Source organism: Bacillus sp. F2HM (assembly GCF_019266135.1).
In the GTDB taxonomy this organism is placed as follows: Bacteria; Bacillota; Bacilli; order Bacillales; family Bacillaceae; genus Bacillus; species Bacillus safensis.
Genome location: NZ_LRMO01000005.1, coordinates 57,202 through 73,912, shown reverse-complemented (window position 1 = coordinate 73,912; position 16,711 = coordinate 57,202). Strand labels below are relative to the sequence as shown.

17 protein-coding genes and 3 riboswitches are annotated in these 16,711 nt (G+C 40.8%); of the genes, 5 read left to right on the top strand and 12 right to left on the bottom strand.

All coding sequences use genetic code 11. The features are described 5' to 3' along the window. Positions 1-23: 23 nt before the first annotated feature. A riboswitch (yybP-ykoY riboswitch) is annotated at positions 24-194 on the bottom strand. Positions 195-271: 77 nt separating this feature from the next. Further along, entirely contained in the window at positions 272-886 is a 615-nt protein-coding gene (locus AWT60_RS03785) for a DedA family protein (protein WP_025092317.1), read from the bottom strand. A 246-nt stretch (positions 887-1,132) separates the two neighbouring features. Between AWT60_RS03785 and AWT60_RS03780 the strand changes: the two genes are divergently transcribed. Further along, the gene (locus AWT60_RS03780; protein WP_218676912.1) at positions 1,133-3,553 is read left to right on the top strand and encodes a bifunctional diguanylate cyclase/phosphodiesterase; all 2,421 of its coding nucleotides are present in this window, start codon (positions 1,133-1,135) and stop codon (positions 3,551-3,553) included. A gap of 30 nt (positions 3,554-3,583) precedes the next feature. On the opposite strand, the gene AWT60_RS03775 is transcribed toward AWT60_RS03780, so the two are convergent. The 3 genes from AWT60_RS03775 to AWT60_RS03765 form a co-directional block, all read right to left on the bottom strand. Then, positions 3,584-4,048 carry a MarR family winged helix-turn-helix transcriptional regulator gene (locus AWT60_RS03775; protein ID WP_087975546.1) on the bottom strand — a complete coding sequence of 155 codons (465 nt, stop codon included), beginning with the start codon at positions 4,046-4,048 and terminating at the stop codon, positions 3,584-3,586. A gap of 357 nt (positions 4,049-4,405) precedes the next feature. Beyond that, the gene (locus AWT60_RS03770) at positions 4,406-4,570 is read right to left on the bottom strand and encodes a hypothetical protein (RefSeq protein ID WP_041106000.1); all 165 of its coding nucleotides are present in this window, start codon (positions 4,568-4,570) and stop codon (positions 4,406-4,408) included. A 37-nt stretch (positions 4,571-4,607) separates the two neighbouring features. Further along, complete coding sequence (locus AWT60_RS03765) at positions 4,608-4,763, bottom strand: hypothetical protein (protein WP_087975683.1); 156 nt, start codon at positions 4,761-4,763, stop codon at positions 4,608-4,610. Between the two features lie 192 nt (positions 4,764-4,955). On the opposite strand from AWT60_RS03765, the gene AWT60_RS03760 reads away from it, so the two are divergent. Beyond that, positions 4,956-5,285: a MerR family transcriptional regulator gene (locus AWT60_RS03760; protein ID WP_024424656.1), complete on the top strand. Its 330-nt coding sequence runs from the start codon at positions 4,956-4,958 to the stop codon at positions 5,283-5,285. Between the two features lie 34 nt (positions 5,286-5,319). Here the strand turns inward: AWT60_RS03760 and AWT60_RS03755 are convergent, their stop codons facing one another. The 7 genes from AWT60_RS03755 to AWT60_RS03725 form a co-directional block, all read right to left on the bottom strand. Continuing rightward, entirely contained in the window at positions 5,320-5,718 is a 399-nt protein-coding gene (locus AWT60_RS03755; RefSeq protein WP_218676911.1) for a metal ABC transporter substrate-binding protein, read from the bottom strand. Between the two features lie 102 nt (positions 5,719-5,820). Further along, positions 5,821-7,179, bottom strand: coding sequence for a magnesium transporter (gene mgtE / locus AWT60_RS03750; RefSeq protein ID WP_039178033.1), 1,359 nt, complete (start codon positions 7,177-7,179; stop codon positions 5,821-5,823). Between the two features lie 208 nt (positions 7,180-7,387). After that, a riboswitch (M-box (ykoK) riboswitch) is annotated at positions 7,388-7,552 on the bottom strand. Positions 7,553-7,683: 131 nt separating this feature from the next. Beyond that, complete coding sequence (locus tag AWT60_RS03745; RefSeq protein WP_087975549.1) at positions 7,684-7,824, bottom strand: hypothetical protein; 141 nt, start codon at positions 7,822-7,824, stop codon at positions 7,684-7,686. 76 nt (positions 7,825-7,900) lie between these two features. Then, positions 7,901-8,419 (bottom strand): PepSY domain-containing protein, encoded by a 519-nt coding sequence (locus tag AWT60_RS03740; RefSeq protein WP_087975550.1) that lies wholly within the window; start codon positions 8,417-8,419, stop codon positions 7,901-7,903. Positions 8,420-8,512: 93 nt separating this feature from the next. Next, positions 8,513-9,202, bottom strand: coding sequence for a PepSY domain-containing protein (locus tag AWT60_RS03735; RefSeq protein ID WP_218676910.1), 690 nt, complete (start codon positions 9,200-9,202; stop codon positions 8,513-8,515). Positions 9,203-9,268: 66 nt separating this feature from the next. Then, positions 9,269-10,618, bottom strand: coding sequence for an ATP-binding protein (locus AWT60_RS03730; protein ID WP_041105992.1), 1,350 nt, complete (start codon positions 10,616-10,618; stop codon positions 9,269-9,271). 3 nt (positions 10,619-10,621) lie between these two features. After that, positions 10,622-11,308: a response regulator transcription factor gene (locus AWT60_RS03725; RefSeq protein ID WP_163115227.1), complete on the bottom strand. Its 687-nt coding sequence runs from the start codon at positions 11,306-11,308 to the stop codon at positions 10,622-10,624. 443 nt (positions 11,309-11,751) lie between these two features. On the opposite strand from AWT60_RS03725, the gene AWT60_RS03720 reads away from it, so the two are divergent. The 3 genes from AWT60_RS03720 to guaD all read left to right on the top strand — a co-directional run bounded on the left by AWT60_RS03720 (position 11,752) and on the right by guaD (position 16,064). Continuing rightward, positions 11,752-12,711, top strand: a complete 960-nt coding sequence (locus AWT60_RS03720) for a S8 family peptidase (protein WP_024424648.1) — start codon at positions 11,752-11,754, stop codon at positions 12,709-12,711. A gap of 112 nt (positions 12,712-12,823) precedes the next feature. Beyond that, a riboswitch (cobalamin riboswitch) is annotated at positions 12,824-13,015 on the top strand. Between the two features lie 150 nt (positions 13,016-13,165). Continuing rightward, complete coding sequence (gene metE, locus AWT60_RS03715; protein WP_046310735.1) at positions 13,166-15,454, top strand: 5-methyltetrahydropteroyltriglutamate--homocysteine S-methyltransferase; 2,289 nt, start codon at positions 13,166-13,168, stop codon at positions 15,452-15,454. A gap of 139 nt (positions 15,455-15,593) precedes the next feature. Next, positions 15,594-16,064, top strand: a complete 471-nt coding sequence (gene guaD / locus AWT60_RS03710; protein ID WP_075622897.1) for a guanine deaminase — start codon at positions 15,594-15,596, stop codon at positions 16,062-16,064. 84 nt (positions 16,065-16,148) lie between these two features. Here guaD and ohrB read toward each other — a convergent pair whose 3' ends face one another. Further along, entirely contained in the window at positions 16,149-16,565 is a 417-nt protein-coding gene (gene ohrB / locus AWT60_RS03705; RefSeq protein WP_034281509.1) for an organic hydroperoxide resistance protein OhrB, read from the bottom strand. Positions 16,566-16,711: the final 146 nt, after the last annotated feature.

Below are 16,711 nucleotides of genomic sequence, written 5' to 3'. Positions count from 1 at the left end.
CTCCTTGTTTTTATCTATTGTCCCACAACAGACAAAGGCTTATGAATGCAAAAAAGACCTTTGCCTGTAATGGCAAAGGTCTTGCTAGACATGTGATATGTAGAATCATGCCAACAAAGCCGATGAACATCAGTCCATGTAATGACGACTTTGTTTCCGGTAAAAACCGGACGCTACTCCCCTTTGGCGGGATTTAGAATATTTAGATTACTTATATCATAATCAATAGACACTCGATTGTCAACAGGTGACTTTCTGTTCGATCCATTGATTAGGCAGTTGGCGTTTCTGTTTTTCTTTTTCTTCGTTTTATCAATAGGTAGACAACAAACAATAACACAACACCGATCCCAATTGGTAAAAGATAAGGATCTATCATGGCGCCAACCTCTTTCCAATTCTCCCCAAGCATAAACCCAAGATACACATACACAAACGTAATTGGTGTAATTGCCAAAAACGTATACAGGCAAAAGACCCACACATTCATCTTGGCAATACCGCACGGGATGGAGATCAGCGTTCTGACTCCTGGTATGAACCGGCCGCTGAATGCGACGAATCCGCCATGCTTTTCAAAGAAAGCATCCGATTTATCAAGCGACTCAGGTTTTATAAAAAAGTACTTTCCATATTTATTTAAAAAGGGTCTGCCGCCGTAACGTCCTAACCAGTACAAGGTCAAAGGGCCAGCCACGCCGCCAATAGAGCCGGCCGCCACAACACCGATAAAGGCCATGTCTCCTTCTGAGACCCAGTAACCCGCAAGAGGCAAAACCACTTCAGCAGGTACAAATTCAATGCATAATGCGAGGAAGATGCCAAAGTATGACAAGTTCTTAAAGGCATCAGCTAAAGAAATAATAAAATCTTCGATGTTTATCAATCCCTTTCACACATAATCATTTGACTGATTCTATCTCTTTTAGAATCACACCATATATTAAACGAATAAAACCGAAGAAACGATTCGCTTTTTATCGTTTTTTTACATTAAATTTGATTTTACTATAAAAGAAGGGTGAAAAAAACGTTGATTGTTGTATTTAAGTGAAGGAAAGGTGAACACAGAAGCCATTCGATCCGATATATTAAGTATATGTCTGTTTTAAGATACAGGAGGTTTTCTTACATGACCCATTTAACAGGAAGCTACAATGGATGGCTTGTCTTTCTGTCAATCGCTGTCGCCGCTGTCGCCTCCTACTCAGCTCTTCATATAGCCAGCAGGGTAGCACAGTCAAGCGGTGCAAAGAAAAAGGTATGGCTGCTCATTGGTGCAATGATCATGGGAATGGGGATATGGTCGATGCATTTTATTGGCATGATGGCATTTCAAATGCGTGTTGGCATTACATATGATACATCCTTACTGATTCTATCGATTTTGGCCTCATTTATCGGATCCTTGATCGCTTTTTCAATATGCATTCAAAAGCAGCTCTCTACAAGACGGCTGCTCATTAGTTCAATCACCATGGGTACAGCTATTTGCAGCATGCATTATCTTGGAATGGAATCAATGGCCAATGTCTCAATCAGCTATGATCCCGTCCTCTTTTTTCTTTCATTTTTCATTGCTGCCATTGCCTCCTACTTTTCATTGAAGCTCTTCTTTCGTGTTGAGCACATTAAAAGTAAACAGAAGAATTATCTTTTAAAGAGCCTTGGTTCAATGTTGATGGGCGGTGCTATAGCAGGTATGCATTATACTGGTATGGCTGCCTCTACCATGTTTTATCATTCAAATGGACAGGCTGCTGCAGGTGGTTTTCTTGAAATGTCACCTTTTAGTCTGTCGCTTTTCATCGGATTGATGACACTTATTGTCCAAACGCTGATGATCTTTGGTGCCTATATTGATCACCGGATCATGACGCAGTCAGATCAACTGAAAGAAAATGAACAGCGGTTTCAATCGCTTATCAAACATAATATAGACGGCATTATCGTGTTATCTGTCGATCGAAAGGTTCTTTCTGCAAATGACTCTGGTAAACAAATCTTAGAGTTGTGCAATTCTAAGATTGGTGATGATCTCAGCCAATATGTGATGCCGACTGAGTTGTGGGAAGAATTTATTTCTCAGTCAAAAAAAGCCATCACACGCGAAGCAGAACTGAAAGCAGCAGATCGTTTTTATTATTATCATGTCACTTACATACCTGTTCATGTGAACAATTCACTCGACAGCATTTATCTTGTTTTAAAAGATTTAACGCAACAACGGATTGCAGAAAAGGAAATTCATGTGATGGCACATTATGATGCACTAACAGAGCTTCCTAACCGCCGCCACGGCATCAATCATTTAAATGATGTTCTCTCCGCTCAAGAAAAGTCAAAAACATCAACAGCGGTTCTGTTTCTGGACTTAAATCGTTTTAAAATTATTAATGATGCACTCGGGCATAACATAGGAGATTTACTGCTGAAAAATGCCGCAAACAGACTGACGCAATGTTTACCGGACAATGGCTTTATCGCAAGACTTGGCGGTGATGAATTTTTAATGATCTTTCCCCACATGGATCATGATACACATAAAATCGAACAATTTTCTAAAAATATCATCCATCAATTTGAACGTCCTTTTTTCATCCAGAACCATCAGCTCATTACTTCGATCAGCATTGGGATCGCCATCTCTCCGCAAAATGGCAAAGACGGGATGGAGCTGATGAGAAAAGCCGATATGGCCATGTATTTATCCAAAAAACATAAGCAAAGCCGATATGAGTTCTTTACCGAATCCATGGAAAGATTAAGTGAGGACAGGTTAAACCGGGAGCTGGAGCTGAGGGATGCCATTCAAAGAGAGCAATTTGTCCTTCACTACCAGCCGCAAGTCAGTGCCAAAACAAGAAAGGTGACTGGAGTTGAAGCCCTTTTAAGAATGAAGGCACCAGATGGTTCCTTAAAATCACCTGAGGCTTTTATTGAGCTGGCAGAGGAATCAGGACTGATCATCGATATTGGCAGATGGGTCATTGATACGGCTGGCAAGCAGGCAAAAATGTGGTATGACGATGGGCTGAAGATCCCTGTGGCTGTCAATTTATCTGCGAAACAATTCAATTCTGAAGACTTAATTGATTTGATCAAGCTCACACTGAAAAAATACGACCTAAAACCGTCACTCTTGGAGCTTGAAGTCACAGAAAGTATGACAATGGACAATATCAAGCAATCAAAACAGGTGTTAACGTCGCTAAAACAGCTTGGCGTCCGCATTAGTATTGATGATTTCGGTACAGGCCACAGCTCATTAAGCTATTTAAAGGATTTACCGATTCATCGACTGAAAATTGATAAATCCTTTATTGAGGATATTTTAAGTGATTCAAAGTCTGAACAGATTACAGGGGCTATTATAGCGATGGGACACCAATTATCTCTCGAAGTGATAGCAGAAGGTGTTGAAACATTTGCACAGGCTCAGCTTTTATCTGCCCAGGGCTGTGACGACCTGCAAGGGTTTTATTATGCCAAACCGCTGCCAGCAAGCGATATTGAAAAATTCATCGCCTATCCGGCGCTGCTTGACACATAAAAAAGGTGCCATCATTGGCACCTTTTCGTTTTATCTAAATAATAAATGCTGACTGTGAATACCTGCTTTTTTCAATAGACTAATCAATTGCTCTTGTTCTTCACGTGTCAGACCAGAGAATGCACGCGCAATCCGAAGAGAGTGGATCGGATAAATCTTGTCAAGATAGCTTCGCCCTTTTTCCGTTAAATGGGCATAAACCGACCGTTTATCCTTGGGGTCCTGTTCTCTTTCAATGAAACCATTTCGTTCTAATTTGTCAATTACGTACGTCACATTCCCGCTGACAAGCAGGAGTCTTGAGCCGATTTGCTGAAGCTTTTGAGCACCTCTTGTGTACAGTAATTCAAGAACGGCAAATTCAGTTGGATTGAATCCATGCTCTTTGCTGTCTCTAATACTGTGTTCTGAAACGCTTTTAAATGCTCTTGCAAAAACCTTGTAAAGCGTCATTGAGCGTTCTACTTCTTCTTCATTAAACGATAGTCTCATCACATATCTACCTCTTATAATATTTTTTTAACTTCAAGGCTGTCTTGCGGTGCAGTTGGAGCCTTTCGTAAAAAATAGAAGTACGTTTTTGAAAACCCTTTCAACCACATAAGTGACTCCATTCGTGTTATGTATAAGGTTTCGATATAAACTTTTAAAATCCTTCTTATTTTTCACAATCATCTCGAAAAAAAGCTTTTTCAGCAAACCATCAAGATGTGACACACTTTAACAAAATCTGTAAAGAATCTATGGTTTCTTACACTTCATTCGCCAAATTTCTACAAAATTCAATATTGCTATAATATTAAACACAAAAAAAGAACCCTTTATGTGACATACGCACATTTCAAGGGATTTTTACAGATAGCGCTCTGTTTTGTTGAAAAAGAAATGATACTCTTTTTTTAAGTCACTAATTGTCATGTTCTTGGCCGCATCAGGGCTGTAAACCCCTAATGAACATAGCTGCTTCGTATAATAATGTCTTTCCTTTGCTAAAGCTTCTTTTAATATACGCCGCACCGATTATCCCTCCTATCAAGTGATTTGGATCGGGTGCTTATGAAGACTTCTTATACAAATCATTTTGCATGGCTCTTAGAAGCGCATGTGCATTCTGACCTGCAGCCTGCATGAATTGCTCAAGCAATTCATCCCTCTTCACATCTAATGCGATGATTTCTTTTGCCATACGAATGATCTGTGCTTGCTCCATCATATGCTCCTCCTCCTATGTCAATTCACCATGATTATATGCCGCCGTAAGATATATTGCACACTCTCTGTTATCTTTCCTTCCATGATTTTTTCATTTTTTTCGTTTTTGTGTTATATTTTCTAACAAACGATAGGTTTTTTCACTTCTCGTTCTATATAATATGAAGAAAAGACTTGCAGGGGTGAGTATATGACGCAGGAAGATGTATCTTATAAAGATAAAAAAGTCATTTCAATCGGGATTGTCAGTGAGTTAACAGGGCTTTCCGTCAGGCAAATCCGATATTATGAGGAACGTAAACTCATTTACCCCCAGCGCTCAACAAGAGGCACACGGAAATATTCTTTTGCAGATGTTGAACGTTTGATGGACATCGCCAATAAACGAGAAGACGGTGTGCAGACAGCTGAAATTTTAAAAGATATGAAGAAAAAAGAACAAGCCCTAAAAAGCGGACAATTTAAGAAAAAAATGCTGGAAGGCCAGATTAACGCACACTTTCGGTATAAAAATCGTTAAACAAAAAAAGAATCGCTCTTTTGAACGATTCTTTTTATTTAGAGGAAGCTTCAGTACCTTCTACAACCCCTACAAAATCAATCAGCACGCCGCCTCTTTCAGGGTCTTCTTTCACCCGCAGGGCAAGTGCCTTTTTCTTCCTGGTTTTTGCATCTTCATAATTCGCATGGAATACATGAATGCTGGCTTCTTCCAATTGAAAATCCTTATAAGAAAGCGTGTCTATGCCCCATTTTTTTTTCAGTTTCAGAATGTCATCCGGGCTCGGGACCGCACCTTCGACGTAGATGTCTTCCATTTTTCTTTTATTTCCTTCAGTGATGGCTTCAAGCATATGTTCTGCAGCCACTAGTCTCCGGTCTTTCCCCTCGTCCTCCCTTTGACATGCACTCAGTAAAAGCATACACATCAAAATGAATAAGAATTTCTTCATGTTTCTCTCCCACCTTCTCCTTAAAATGTAAAGGATGGAAGCGCTATATGCAATCTTTATACAAAAAAAGACTGTAAAACGTCATGTTTTACAGTCTTCTTGCTACATAAGTGTATGGAGGAACGCTGTCGCAATACCAAAATAGATGAGCAGTGATAAAATATCATTCAATGTTGTAATCAGCGGCCCAGATGCAATCGCAGGATCGACGTTTAATCTGTGTAAAATAATAGGCACAATCGTACCTGCCATCGTTCCAATAATCAGTGTGGCAAGCAGTGAGGAACCGACAACAAAACCTAAAATCATATTGCCCTGCCAAACCATTGCGACGACTGTAATAATGATGGAACAGACAATGCCAATGTAAATACTTGTTCGGAGCTCTCTAAAAATCAGGCGCATAATGGTTTTTTTCGTTAATTCTTCTTTTGAAAGTCCTCTAATGACGACGGCAAGCGACTGTGTGCCTGTATTCCCTGTCATCCCGGCAATCATTGGCATGAAGAAGGCTAAGGCGACGACTTGCTGAAGGGTATCTTCAAAGTAATTTAAAATACTGCCTGAAATCAGCCCAATGAATAAGAGTAAAATGAGCCACGGGAGACGGCGGTATGCCGCAACAAAAGCGGGCGTGTCGAATGTAATATCTTTACCAGAGGCAGCGAACTTCTCATAGTCTTCTCCTGCCTCTTGAATGACGACATCAATGATATCATCGACTGTGACGATTCCGACCAGGACATTGTTCTCTTCTACAACAGGAATAGCAAGAAAATCATACCGTTCAATCAGCTTTGCGATTTCCTCCTGATCCTGAAAGGCTCCAACGGCAATGACTCTTGTAAACATAAGATCCTGCACTTTTTCATCTGGTTCACCTAAAATGAGATCCCGGTACGACAGAACCCCTACAAGCTGCTTTTGATCATTAATGACATATAAATAGTTGATCGATTCTGCAATTTCAGCAAAGCTTTTCAGCTTTACAACTGCGTCCTGAACCGTATAGTGCTGAGGAATCCATACGTACCGGTTGGTCATGATCCGGCCTGCTGTCTCAGCAGGATAATTCATGAGAAGCTGGACGGCCTTTGATTCCTCTGCCTCCATGTTTGATAAAAGCTGATCTTTCAGCTCATCATCCATTTCATCAAACAAGTTGGCTAGGTCATCGTTATCCATTTTGTTTGTGACGAAGGTGGCTTTGTCTTTCCCTACTTTTTCAAGCACAATTTCTTGGTACTCGCGCTCAAGCTCACCCATCATTTCCGTCACATCATCGACTGTTAAGAAGCTGAGGAAACGGCCGCGGTGTTTTTCTGGAAGTTCTTTAAATAAATAGGCCATATCATATGGCTGAAGTTCTTCCATAATGTTTTTAAATTCTTTGCGTTTGCCATCTCTTAATAAAATAATGATTCTTAAAATGAGTTCATCGTACGTAATGTTCTGTATCATCGCTGTTACCTCCCCAAAGTCAGGAGATACCCGAATCCCTTAGAATGTGCGGGGGTCAGGATCTCCTCTGTCTGATGCGTCAATCTGATCTTTTGACATACTCTCTATGTGTCTCGAATCGGGATGATCCATCCCCACACCTCCTTTTCTCATAAAAAAGCACCTTCAACCGAATGAAGGCGCTTTGTAAGCATGACAAAATAAACACTTGCTCCTTCAATCGTAGAGCTTTAGCACTGTATGGCATAGGATCAAATCCAGCTGCATTAAAAATCACCTTATGTCGATGATTTCTGTTGACCCATTGGCGTCTTTGGACATTTTTGGGCAGCAGCGTATCTCCATACAGGAGCCTCACCTAACGAAGTCTCATATTGTTAACACACTGAGATTACAGAAAAAGCGGAATGATGTCAATAAGCAAGATGCCAAGTATCCTTATGTATTCGCTTACTTTTCAAAAAAAGAGCGATAGACAGCTCAGCCATCGCCCTTTCATGTTTTTTATTCTTCTTCCGGCTGATTCATATCCTCTTGGGAGAGGAGATGAAAGGAATCATGCAAAAACAAAGCATATCCTTCTCCATCAGGATGCGGAACGTATTCCGCGTGATCCATTGTGTGCTCTTCTTCTTTTTTCTTCATATTCTCTCGCCTCCTTTCCCGTAGTTTGTCCCAATGAAAAAACCTTACACATGAAAGTGTAAGGTTTGGTCATAGCTTAATCATCCCATTCTTGCTTCAGGATTTTGCCCGTTTTAGCGGAAATCTCAAAATCAACTTCTTCGCCGTTTGGTGTTGTGATTTCAACTTCATAGATATACACACCATTTTCTTTATCTAGATCAGAATCGGTGACTGTACCTTTTACTTTTGCAAGAGCCATTTTTTCAGCTTGTTTTTTCGTGATCTTCACGTTCTGTTTCTTTTCTTTGACTGGATCATTCAACGCTTTTCCAGTTTTCGCATCGACATATACTTTATATTCAAAGCCGCCTTTTTTAATCTCGACCTCATACACCCATTTTCCTTTTTTACGCTCAAGATCCACATCGTCCACATAGCCTTTCACCACTTTTAAGGCTGCTTTTTCAGCTTGTTTCTTTGAAACAAATGACGATTTCTTTTGCACGACTTGCTCGGCGTTTGCTGTTTGATTTGTATTTTGCGCTTGAAGTGTGAAACCACCTGCGACAAGAGTTCCCGTTAATGCTGTAGCTACTAGTACTTTTTTCATCATGTTCATTTCCTCCTCTGTTTGATTTCTTCTATATCTTAAAAAAACAAGATGATAAAGGAAGGAAAGAAACATGAGAATATCATGAGAAAAGGATTAGTTTTCGTACGTAATGCCCTCAATGTCTCCTGTATAGGCGTTCACAAGCACCTCTGCCTCTCTGCCGTCAGGCAAATCCAGCTCCACCTCAAATACGAGCATACCGCTGAATGTTTCAAGATCAGCATCATCCACTGTTCCTCCAACTTCTTTGACGGCAATTTGGATGGCCTCCTCGACGGTGATTTTCGTGAGCTTCTTTTCTTTAGAGGTTGGTTTTTTCTTTTCTGCTTCAAGCACCTTAAATGACTGTTTGTCGACCTCGACTTGATACAATTCTTTTTTTGATTGGATGGTAAAAATGAAACGATCTGACGTCTCCTTTTTTTGAATGACGGTCCCGCTCACCTTTTTAACAGCCACCTCTTCTGCCTGGAGCTCAGCATTTTTTTCATTTGGCTTCTGATAGCTTTTTAACTGTCTAATTTCTTTCATTTGACCGCTTGCAGAAGATGCAATGATTTGATAGATGCCATTTGCATTTTCCAGCGTCATTGTATAGTCCTGTTTATGATTGATTAACTCAATATGTGTAATGTTTCCATTGTAGTCTTTTGCGATCATTTTTTTCATTTCTGCTTCACTTAATATTTTTTGATCAATGGTTTGGATCATGAGCATTGCAAAGGCCGCAAGAATCACAAGACATCCTGCGAGCGCAAGCACCATTTTCGTTTTTCTAGACATGCAGCGCCTCCTTCCTATTTCCTATTTTATAAGGAGGAAATGAGAAATTGATGAGAAAAGACCCATTTATTTCTGAAAAAGAATGGTCATGGCTGTCCCTTCGCCGATACGGCTGTCTACCTTCAGCTCGGCCTCATGTTCTTCTGCAATTTGCTTCGCAATTGAAAGACCGAGTCCGGTTCCGCCCGTCTCACTGTTTCTCGCTTCATCCACACGGAAAAAGCGGTCAAAGATTTTCGGCAGATCCTCTTCTTTTATGCCAATTCCTTGATCAATCACTGAAATAAATGGCTTGTCTCCTACCCATCCGCAGGTCACATCAACTGGCTCTCTGCTATATTTGACCGCATTATCAATTAAGATAGTCAAAAGCTGTTTGATTTTCTCTTCGTCCCCTTCTGCGATCAGCGGCTGATCTGTCTGCACATGAGATTGAATCGTTCGATTGGTGGCCACTTCAAGTGTATGACATAGCTGTTTGCACAAATGACCAAGATCAACCGGCTTCATATCCAAGTATAACGGCTGGCCGTTTTTCGCCAATGTCAATAATTGATCTGTCAGTCTTTTCATTTTTTTCGCTTCATCATGAATCGCTTGGGAGGATTCTTCTACAACCTCTGGACGTGTTTGCCCCCAGCGTTTGAGTAAATTGCTGTAGCTCATAATGACGGTAATCGGTGTCTTCAATTCATGGGAGGCATCATGCAAAAATTGCTGTTCTTTTTCATAATGCTTCTCGAGAATCTCGGACATTTCATTAAAGGTTTGTCCCATTTGATATAGTTCATCCTTTGAATCGCCTGTTAATTCAATTCGTTTAAACGCCTTCTCTTTCATACTTGCCTTCATGGTACTCGTCATTCTGCTAATCGGCCGGACAATTTGCTTTGTTAAAACGTGGCCTGCAAAATAGGAAAGCACAATAAACAAAACGCCGGTAGCGATTAAAATCATTTTTAATAACGCTAAGTTCTCTTCCGTATTTTCGATTTCTTCATATACTTGAAGCGACATAATCTCACCATTTGTCCAAATGACCGGAATAGCAGCGAACGCAATCATATGCTTATTGTATTCTTTGATTTCTGCTGTCTGACCAGATTCGTATGTAAAAGGCAGTGAGCTAAACGTTGATTCCTTTGTGACAGTCAGTTTTGACTCTCCCGTTTCTGTCACGACACGGATCATACCATTTTGAGGCAGGTACGCCTTCAGCAGCTCCGAGGACGGAAGACCCTCTTCCTCTGATTTTTTTAAAGCAATCGCAATATTTTCAGCCACCTCAGACAAGCGGGACATATCTTTTTGCGTCAAGGTCATCGAAAAAATAAAATAAATGGCTGTATGAAACAAGAGCACCATTAAAAACAAAGACAACGACGTATAAAGCTGAATCTTATTTTTTAATCTCATTCTTTATCCTTTCATCACATAACCCACACCTCTCACTGTGTGAATCAGCTGTTTTTCGAATGGGTAATCGATTTTTTTCCTTAAATAACGGATATAGACATCTACCACGTTTGTATCACCGAAATAATCAAAACCCCAAACCGCTGTTAAAAGCTGATCTCTTGTGAGCACTTGCTGCTGATGGTTCAGTAAGTGAACAAGCAGGTCATATTCTCTCGGTGTGAGTTCAAGCATTTGCCCAGCCCTTTGTATTTCTCTTGTTTTCTCGTTGACCGTTAAGTCTGCTATGCTCAGCTCTGTCTCCTTTTCTTCTTGTGACTGTATATTCAACCTTAGCTGTGCGCGAATTCGCGCTAATAATTCTTCTATGTCGAAAGGTTTTGTTATATAATCATTCGCCCCAAGATCGAGCCCGCTTACTTTATCAGGAACACTTCCCCTTGCTGTAATCAAAATAATAGGTGTCGCTGTATTTGTCTTCCGAACCCTTCTCAGCACTTCAAGCCCGCTTAACTCTGGAAGCATGACGTCAAGCAGAACCAAATCGAAGCTATCTTCTTCAAGAGCCTGAAGCCCGTCTATTCCTGTCTCTTTGACTGTCACCTCATATCCTTCATATTCAAGCTCAAGTGACAGCACCCTTGCGATTTTCTTTTCATCTTCGACTACGAGTATCTTCCCTTTGTTCATCTCTATCTCTCCTATCTAAAAGGCAAGCTTGTCTTTCCATTATTATATGTTGCCTTTCTTATTTGGAACAGTCACAATCTTCACATCTATTTTTTTATGGAGGGAATTATTTTTGAGAAAAAACATTTAACTTGAACCTTCTTCTCAATTTGTTACTTCATCTCATTATTTTTTAGTCTGCCTCTTTTAGTTCTATTCACCCATTTTGTTCTGTACAGGTGCAACCTCACTATGCAGCATTTCCTTCTTTTTCATATGATATCAAGAGTTTTCTTCAAAAGGTGAGCTCTTTCGTCAATATGTGAGGAGAACTGCACTTTTGATAATAGATTGATTATTTGAAAAATTATTACAATTGACCCTTTCCGATCAAAAGTTTCTTTTATACAATAACATTATGCAGCCTGAATCTACTTTGAAAACAAAATAAGGAGGGCTTTCTTATGAAAGGTGAAATTCGCTTAATTCCGTATGAAGTAAAAGCCAATGTGATGGAAGCGAAAGAGACGCCGGAAAGTATTCAGGAGATTAAAGCACCCGAACTTTGGTCAAGTGGCTTCAAAGGAAAAGGCATAACCATTGCTGTCCTTGATACAGGCTGTGACACAGAGCATCCCGACTTAAAAGATCAGATTATCGGTGGGAAGAACTTTACCGATGATGACGATGGAGATGCTGAAAATGTAAAAGACTACAATGGGCATGGCACCCATGTAGCAGGAACGATTGCCGCAACAGATCAAAATGGCGGAATTTTAGGGGTTGCCCCTGAAGCCAAGCTTCTCATCGTGAAAGTTCTTGGCGGTGAAAATGGCAGCGGAAAATATGAGTGGATCATTGATGGCATCAACTATGCCGCAGAGCAGAAGGTTGATATTATCTCCATGTCTCTCGGTGGTCCAAGCAATGAGCCTGCCCTGCAGGAAGCCATTCAAAATGCGGTAAAAAGCGGTGTGCTTGTTGTGTGCGCAGCAGGAAATGAAGGGGACGGGGACGAGCGTACGGAAGAGTTCTCCTACCCAGCAGCATACAATGAAGTCATTGCCGTCGGTTCTGTTTCCCTTGCTAGAGAATCCTCTGAGTTTTCTAACGCCAATAAAGAAATCGACCTCGTCGCTCCAGGAGAAGACATTTTATCCACTCTCCCTAACCATAAATATGGCAGGCTCACAGGAACTTCAATGGCTGCCCCTCACGTAAGCGGTGCACTAGCCATTATTAAAAATGCCGAAGAAGAAGCGTTCCAGCGCAAGCTGACAGAGCCTGAGGTTTATGCTCAGCTTGTCAGAAGAACCCTCCCATTAAAACAGTCGAAAGCCCTTGTAGGGAATGGATTTTTATATTTAACTGCGCCTGATGTCCTTTTAGAAAAAACATTGGAAGCAGATCTTTTATCTCTATAGCTTAAATAGAGGTCCTGAGAAAAGATAGAATTTTCTCAGGATTTTTTTAATTAAAATTATTCAAAATTTACTTTGACGAAATGAAGTGAACGTTATATAATCGAACACAATAAATTCATAGTTTGAGAGTCGGTAATTCGATTACACGTCGAATTTTAATTGGGAAGACCGGTGAAAATCCGGCGCGGTCCCGCCACTGTGAGTGAGGAGAGCTTTTCTCATGAATCCACTGTCATTAGGATGGGAAGGATGAAAAGCTTGCAGATTCACCAGCCAGGATACCAGCCGCTCTATCACATCAAACCCCCTACGGTTGATAGGAGATGTCGGAAAAGCGTCAGTGATACTCACGCCTTATTTCGCACACACATTTTGTCTTTTAAACCAGACATTTACCTCATCAATCATGATCATGAGCGTAAATGTCTTTTTATATTTAGAGGAGGAATTGGAATTGACAATTGTTAAAACAAGTAATCTAGGCTTTCCGCGAATTGGTTTAAACAGAGAATGGAAAAAAGCACTTGAGTCTTACTGGAAAGGTCAAACAGACCGCGAAACCCTCTTAAGCACACTGGATGAACAATTTTTAACTGCCATTAAAACACAAATCGATCAACAAATTGATGTTGTTCCTTCTGGAGACTTTACCTTCTATGATCACGTGCTGGATACCGCTGTTATGTTCAATTGGATTCCAGAGCGCTTCCGCAGCTTAAAAGACCCGCTAGATACATACTTCGCGATGGCAAGGGGAACAAAAGATGCCGTCTCAAGTGAAATGACAAAATGGTTTAATACAAACTATCACTACATCGTTCCAGAATACGAAAAAAGCACAGAATTTAAACTCACACACAACAAACCGCTTGAAGCTTACGAAAAGGTGAAAAAGGCGTTTGGCGTTGAAACAAAACCGGTTGTACTTGGTCTATATACATTTGTCTCACTTTCTAAAGGTTATGAAGCAAATGAAGTGAAAGAAATCCAGCAGCGTCTAGTGCCGCTTTATACCCAGCTTTTAAAAGAACTTAAAGAAGCAGGCGTCAAATGGGTTCAAATTGATGAACCTGCACTTGTCACAGCTTCAAGTGAAGACGTAAAATCCGTAAAAGAAATCTATCAAACGATCAAAGAAGCCGTACCTGGGTTGAACATTCTTCTTCAAACATACTTTGATTCAGTAGATGCGTATGAAGAGCTTGTCACATATCCTGTTGAAGCAATCGGTCTTGATTTTGTCCATGATCAAGGGCGCAACCTTGATCAAGTGAAAAAGCACGGCTTCCCGAAAGATAAAATTTTAGCAGCAGGCGTCATTGATGGAAGAAATATTTGGAGATCAGACCTTGGCGAAAGATTATCCTTTATTTCTGAAGTCATTGCTGACGTTCAGCCGAAAGAAGTATGGCTGCAGCCATCAAGCAGCTTACTGCATGTGCCAGTTGCCAAACACCCAAGCGAACAGCTTGAAGAAAAACTATTAAACGGACTGTCTTATGCCACTGAAAAGCTGGCTGAATTGACACTGCTAAAAGAAGGTTTAACAAAAGGAGCAGCTGCCATTGATGCTGATATTAACGAAGCAGCACAAGCACTTCTTACCTTAAAAGAGTTCGCAAAAGGAACAAATGCGGATCTAACAGCGGAACGCAACAATCTTTCATCGAAAGATTTTAAACGTCCAGCTGCCTTTGAAGAACGCCTGCGTATCCAAAACGAATCTCTTGAGCTCCCGCTCTTGCCAACAACAACAATTGGCAGTTTCCCACAGTCTGCCGAAGTGCGCAGTGCTCGTCAAAAGTGGCGCAAAAATGAGTGGACAGATGCAGAGTATGATGAGTTTATTAAGAAAGAAACAAAACGATGGATTGATATTCAAGAAGAAATTGGTCTGGATGTGCTCGTACATGGAGAATTTGAACGTACAGACATGGTTGAATACTTCGGTGAGAAGCTAGCCGGATTTGCCTTTACGAAATTTGCTTGGGTACAATCCTATGGATCACGCTGCGTGAAGCCGCCAATCATTTATGGAGATGTAGAGTTTACAGAGCCAATGACAGTGAAAGAGACAGTTTACGCACAAAGTTTAACAGAGAAAAAAGTCAAGGGCATGCTGACAGGACCTGTTACCATCTTAAACTGGTCTTTCCCAAGAACTGATATCTCTCGCAAAGACATTGCTTTCCAAATCGCTTTCGCTTTGCGTAAAGAGGTAGAAGCTTTAGAAGCAGCTGGTATTCAAGTGATCCAAGTGGATGAGCCTGCGCTAAGAGAAGGACTTCCGCTCAAAGAAAGTGACTGGGCAGAATATTTAAACTGGGCAGCAGAGTCATTCCGTTTATCCACTTCATCCGTTCAAAATGAAACACAAATTCATACACATATGTGCTACAGTAACTTCGAGGATATTGTCGATACCATCGAAGACTTGGATGCTGACGTGATTACAATTGAACATTCACGCAGTCATGGCGGATTCCTCGATTACTTAGAAAAGCACCCGTATTTGAAAGGACTTGGACTAGGCGTTTATGATATCCATAGCCCGCGCGTTCCATCTGTTGAAGAAATGAGCGAAATCATTGATGATGCGCTGAACGTTTGTCCGACAGATCGCTTCTGGGTGAATCCCGATTGTGGTCTAAAAACTAGACAAGAGCCTGAAACCATTGCTGCTTTGAAAAACATGGTCACAGCTGCTGAAGTCGCTCGTAAAAAGCTGGCGCAGCACGCATAATTGAATGTCTCTCCCCTGCTGAACTCAGCAGGGGTTTTTTATGCGCAAATTGGCCTGTTCGATCTCCTACTATGATGATTTCTTTTCTAGCATGATTCGTTTATACTAGAGAAGTCAGTCGAACAAAGGGAGGAAGACAATGAATCACGAAGATTTTTTACAACGCGCAATTGATCTTGCAGTAGAAGGAGTCAATAGTGGTACTGGCGGCCCTTTTGGAGCAGTCATTGTCAAGGATGGTCAGATTATTGCAGAGGGCAGCAACAACGTGACAACGAGTAACGATCCAACCGCACATGCAGAAGTCACAGCCATTCGCAAAGCGTGCCAAACTCTACATACATACCAATTAGAAGATTGCATTCTATACACAAGCTGCGAGCCTTGTCCGATGTGCCTTGGCGCTATTTACTGGGCTAGACCAAAAGCTGTGTATTTTGCTGCTGGACATCAGGATGCAGCGGATGCTGGTTTTGATGACTCATTTATTTATGAAGAAATCAACAAAGAATACGAATCAAGAAATATACCATTTTATAAGCTGACACCTCAAAAAACCCTTGCGCCATTTGAAGCATGGGAAACATACGATAAAAAGAAAGAATATTAAAAAAAGACACCTGCTCGTAAGCAGGTGTTGCAATTGTTGACAAGGGCTAAAATGGAGTATATTTTAGCCCTTTGTCTTTCACTATTACTCCGCCACTTCAAGCTCTACTTCAATGTTCCCTCTTGTTGCTTTTGAATATGGACAGAATTCATGTGCAGCATGGACAAGCTCTTTCACTTTGTCATGATCATGACCTTTCGCAGATACAATCAGCTTTACGCCAAGCTTAAAGCCGCCGTCACTTTCATCTTTTAAAAGACTGACATGTCCTTCTACTTCCGATTCTATTTCTATCCCTTGCTTCTTCGCTACCTGCTCAAGTGCTCCTCCGAAACAAGCTGCATAGCCTGCTGCAAATAATTGCTCTGGGTTTGTACCAGTCTCTCCATCTTTCTTAGCGTTAGGCATGACAATGTTATGATCGAGCACACCATCCTCTGAACGAACATGTCCAGCTCTTCCATGCTGCGCCTTTACTTTTGCTGTGAATAATGGTTTCATCTTCATCTCCTCCTTCATCTATTCATCCTTTTCACGTTCTATTCATTTCTCAAACATTTATGGCACATTGAAGAATTTTTCATTTTTCGTCTGTATTTATTTTAAAAAGGAAGAAAATCTTATACAATGATAAGTATGACAAAAAA

What these genes read in the sequence shown, in the direction of transcription:
- AWT60_RS03780 (WP_218676912.1), top strand. Translation starts at nt 1,133, where the DNA reads ATGACCCATTTAACAGGAAGCTACAATGGATGGCTTGTCTTTCTGTCA.
- AWT60_RS03765 (WP_087975683.1), bottom strand. Translation starts at nt 4,763, where the DNA reads ATGGAGCAAGCACAGATCATTCGTATGGCAAAAGAAATCATCGCATTA.
- AWT60_RS03760 (WP_024424656.1), top strand. Translation starts at nt 4,956, where the DNA reads ATGACGCAGGAAGATGTATCTTATAAAGATAAAAAAGTCATTTCAATC.
- AWT60_RS03755 (WP_218676911.1), bottom strand. Translation starts at nt 5,718, where the DNA reads ATGAAGAAATTCTTATTCATTTTGATGTGTATGCTTTTACTGAGTGCA.
- mgtE (WP_039178033.1), bottom strand. Translation starts at nt 7,179, where the DNA reads ATGATACAGAACATTACGTACGATGAACTCATTTTAAGAATCATTATT.
- AWT60_RS03745 (WP_087975549.1), bottom strand. Translation starts at nt 7,824, where the DNA reads ATGAAGAAAAAAGAAGAAGAGCACACAATGGATCACGCGGAATACGTT.
- AWT60_RS03740 (WP_087975550.1), bottom strand. Translation starts at nt 8,419, where the DNA reads ATGATGAAAAAAGTACTAGTAGCTACAGCATTAACGGGAACTCTTGTC.
- AWT60_RS03735 (WP_218676910.1), bottom strand. Translation starts at nt 9,202, where the DNA reads ATGTCTAGAAAAACGAAAATGGTGCTTGCGCTCGCAGGATGTCTTGTG.
- AWT60_RS03730 (WP_041105992.1), bottom strand. Translation starts at nt 10,618, where the DNA reads ATGAGATTAAAAAATAAGATTCAGCTTTATACGTCGTTGTCTTTGTTT.
- AWT60_RS03725 (WP_163115227.1), bottom strand. Translation starts at nt 11,308, where the DNA reads ATGAACAAAGGGAAGATACTCGTAGTCGAAGATGAAAAGAAAATCGCA.
- AWT60_RS03720 (WP_024424648.1), top strand. Translation starts at nt 11,752, where the DNA reads ATGAAAGGTGAAATTCGCTTAATTCCGTATGAAGTAAAAGCCAATGTG.
- guaD (WP_075622897.1), top strand. Translation starts at nt 15,594, where the DNA reads ATGAATCACGAAGATTTTTTACAACGCGCAATTGATCTTGCAGTAGAA.
- ohrB (WP_034281509.1), bottom strand. Translation starts at nt 16,565, where the DNA reads ATGAAACCATTATTCACAGCAAAAGTAAAGGCGCAGCATGGAAGAGCT.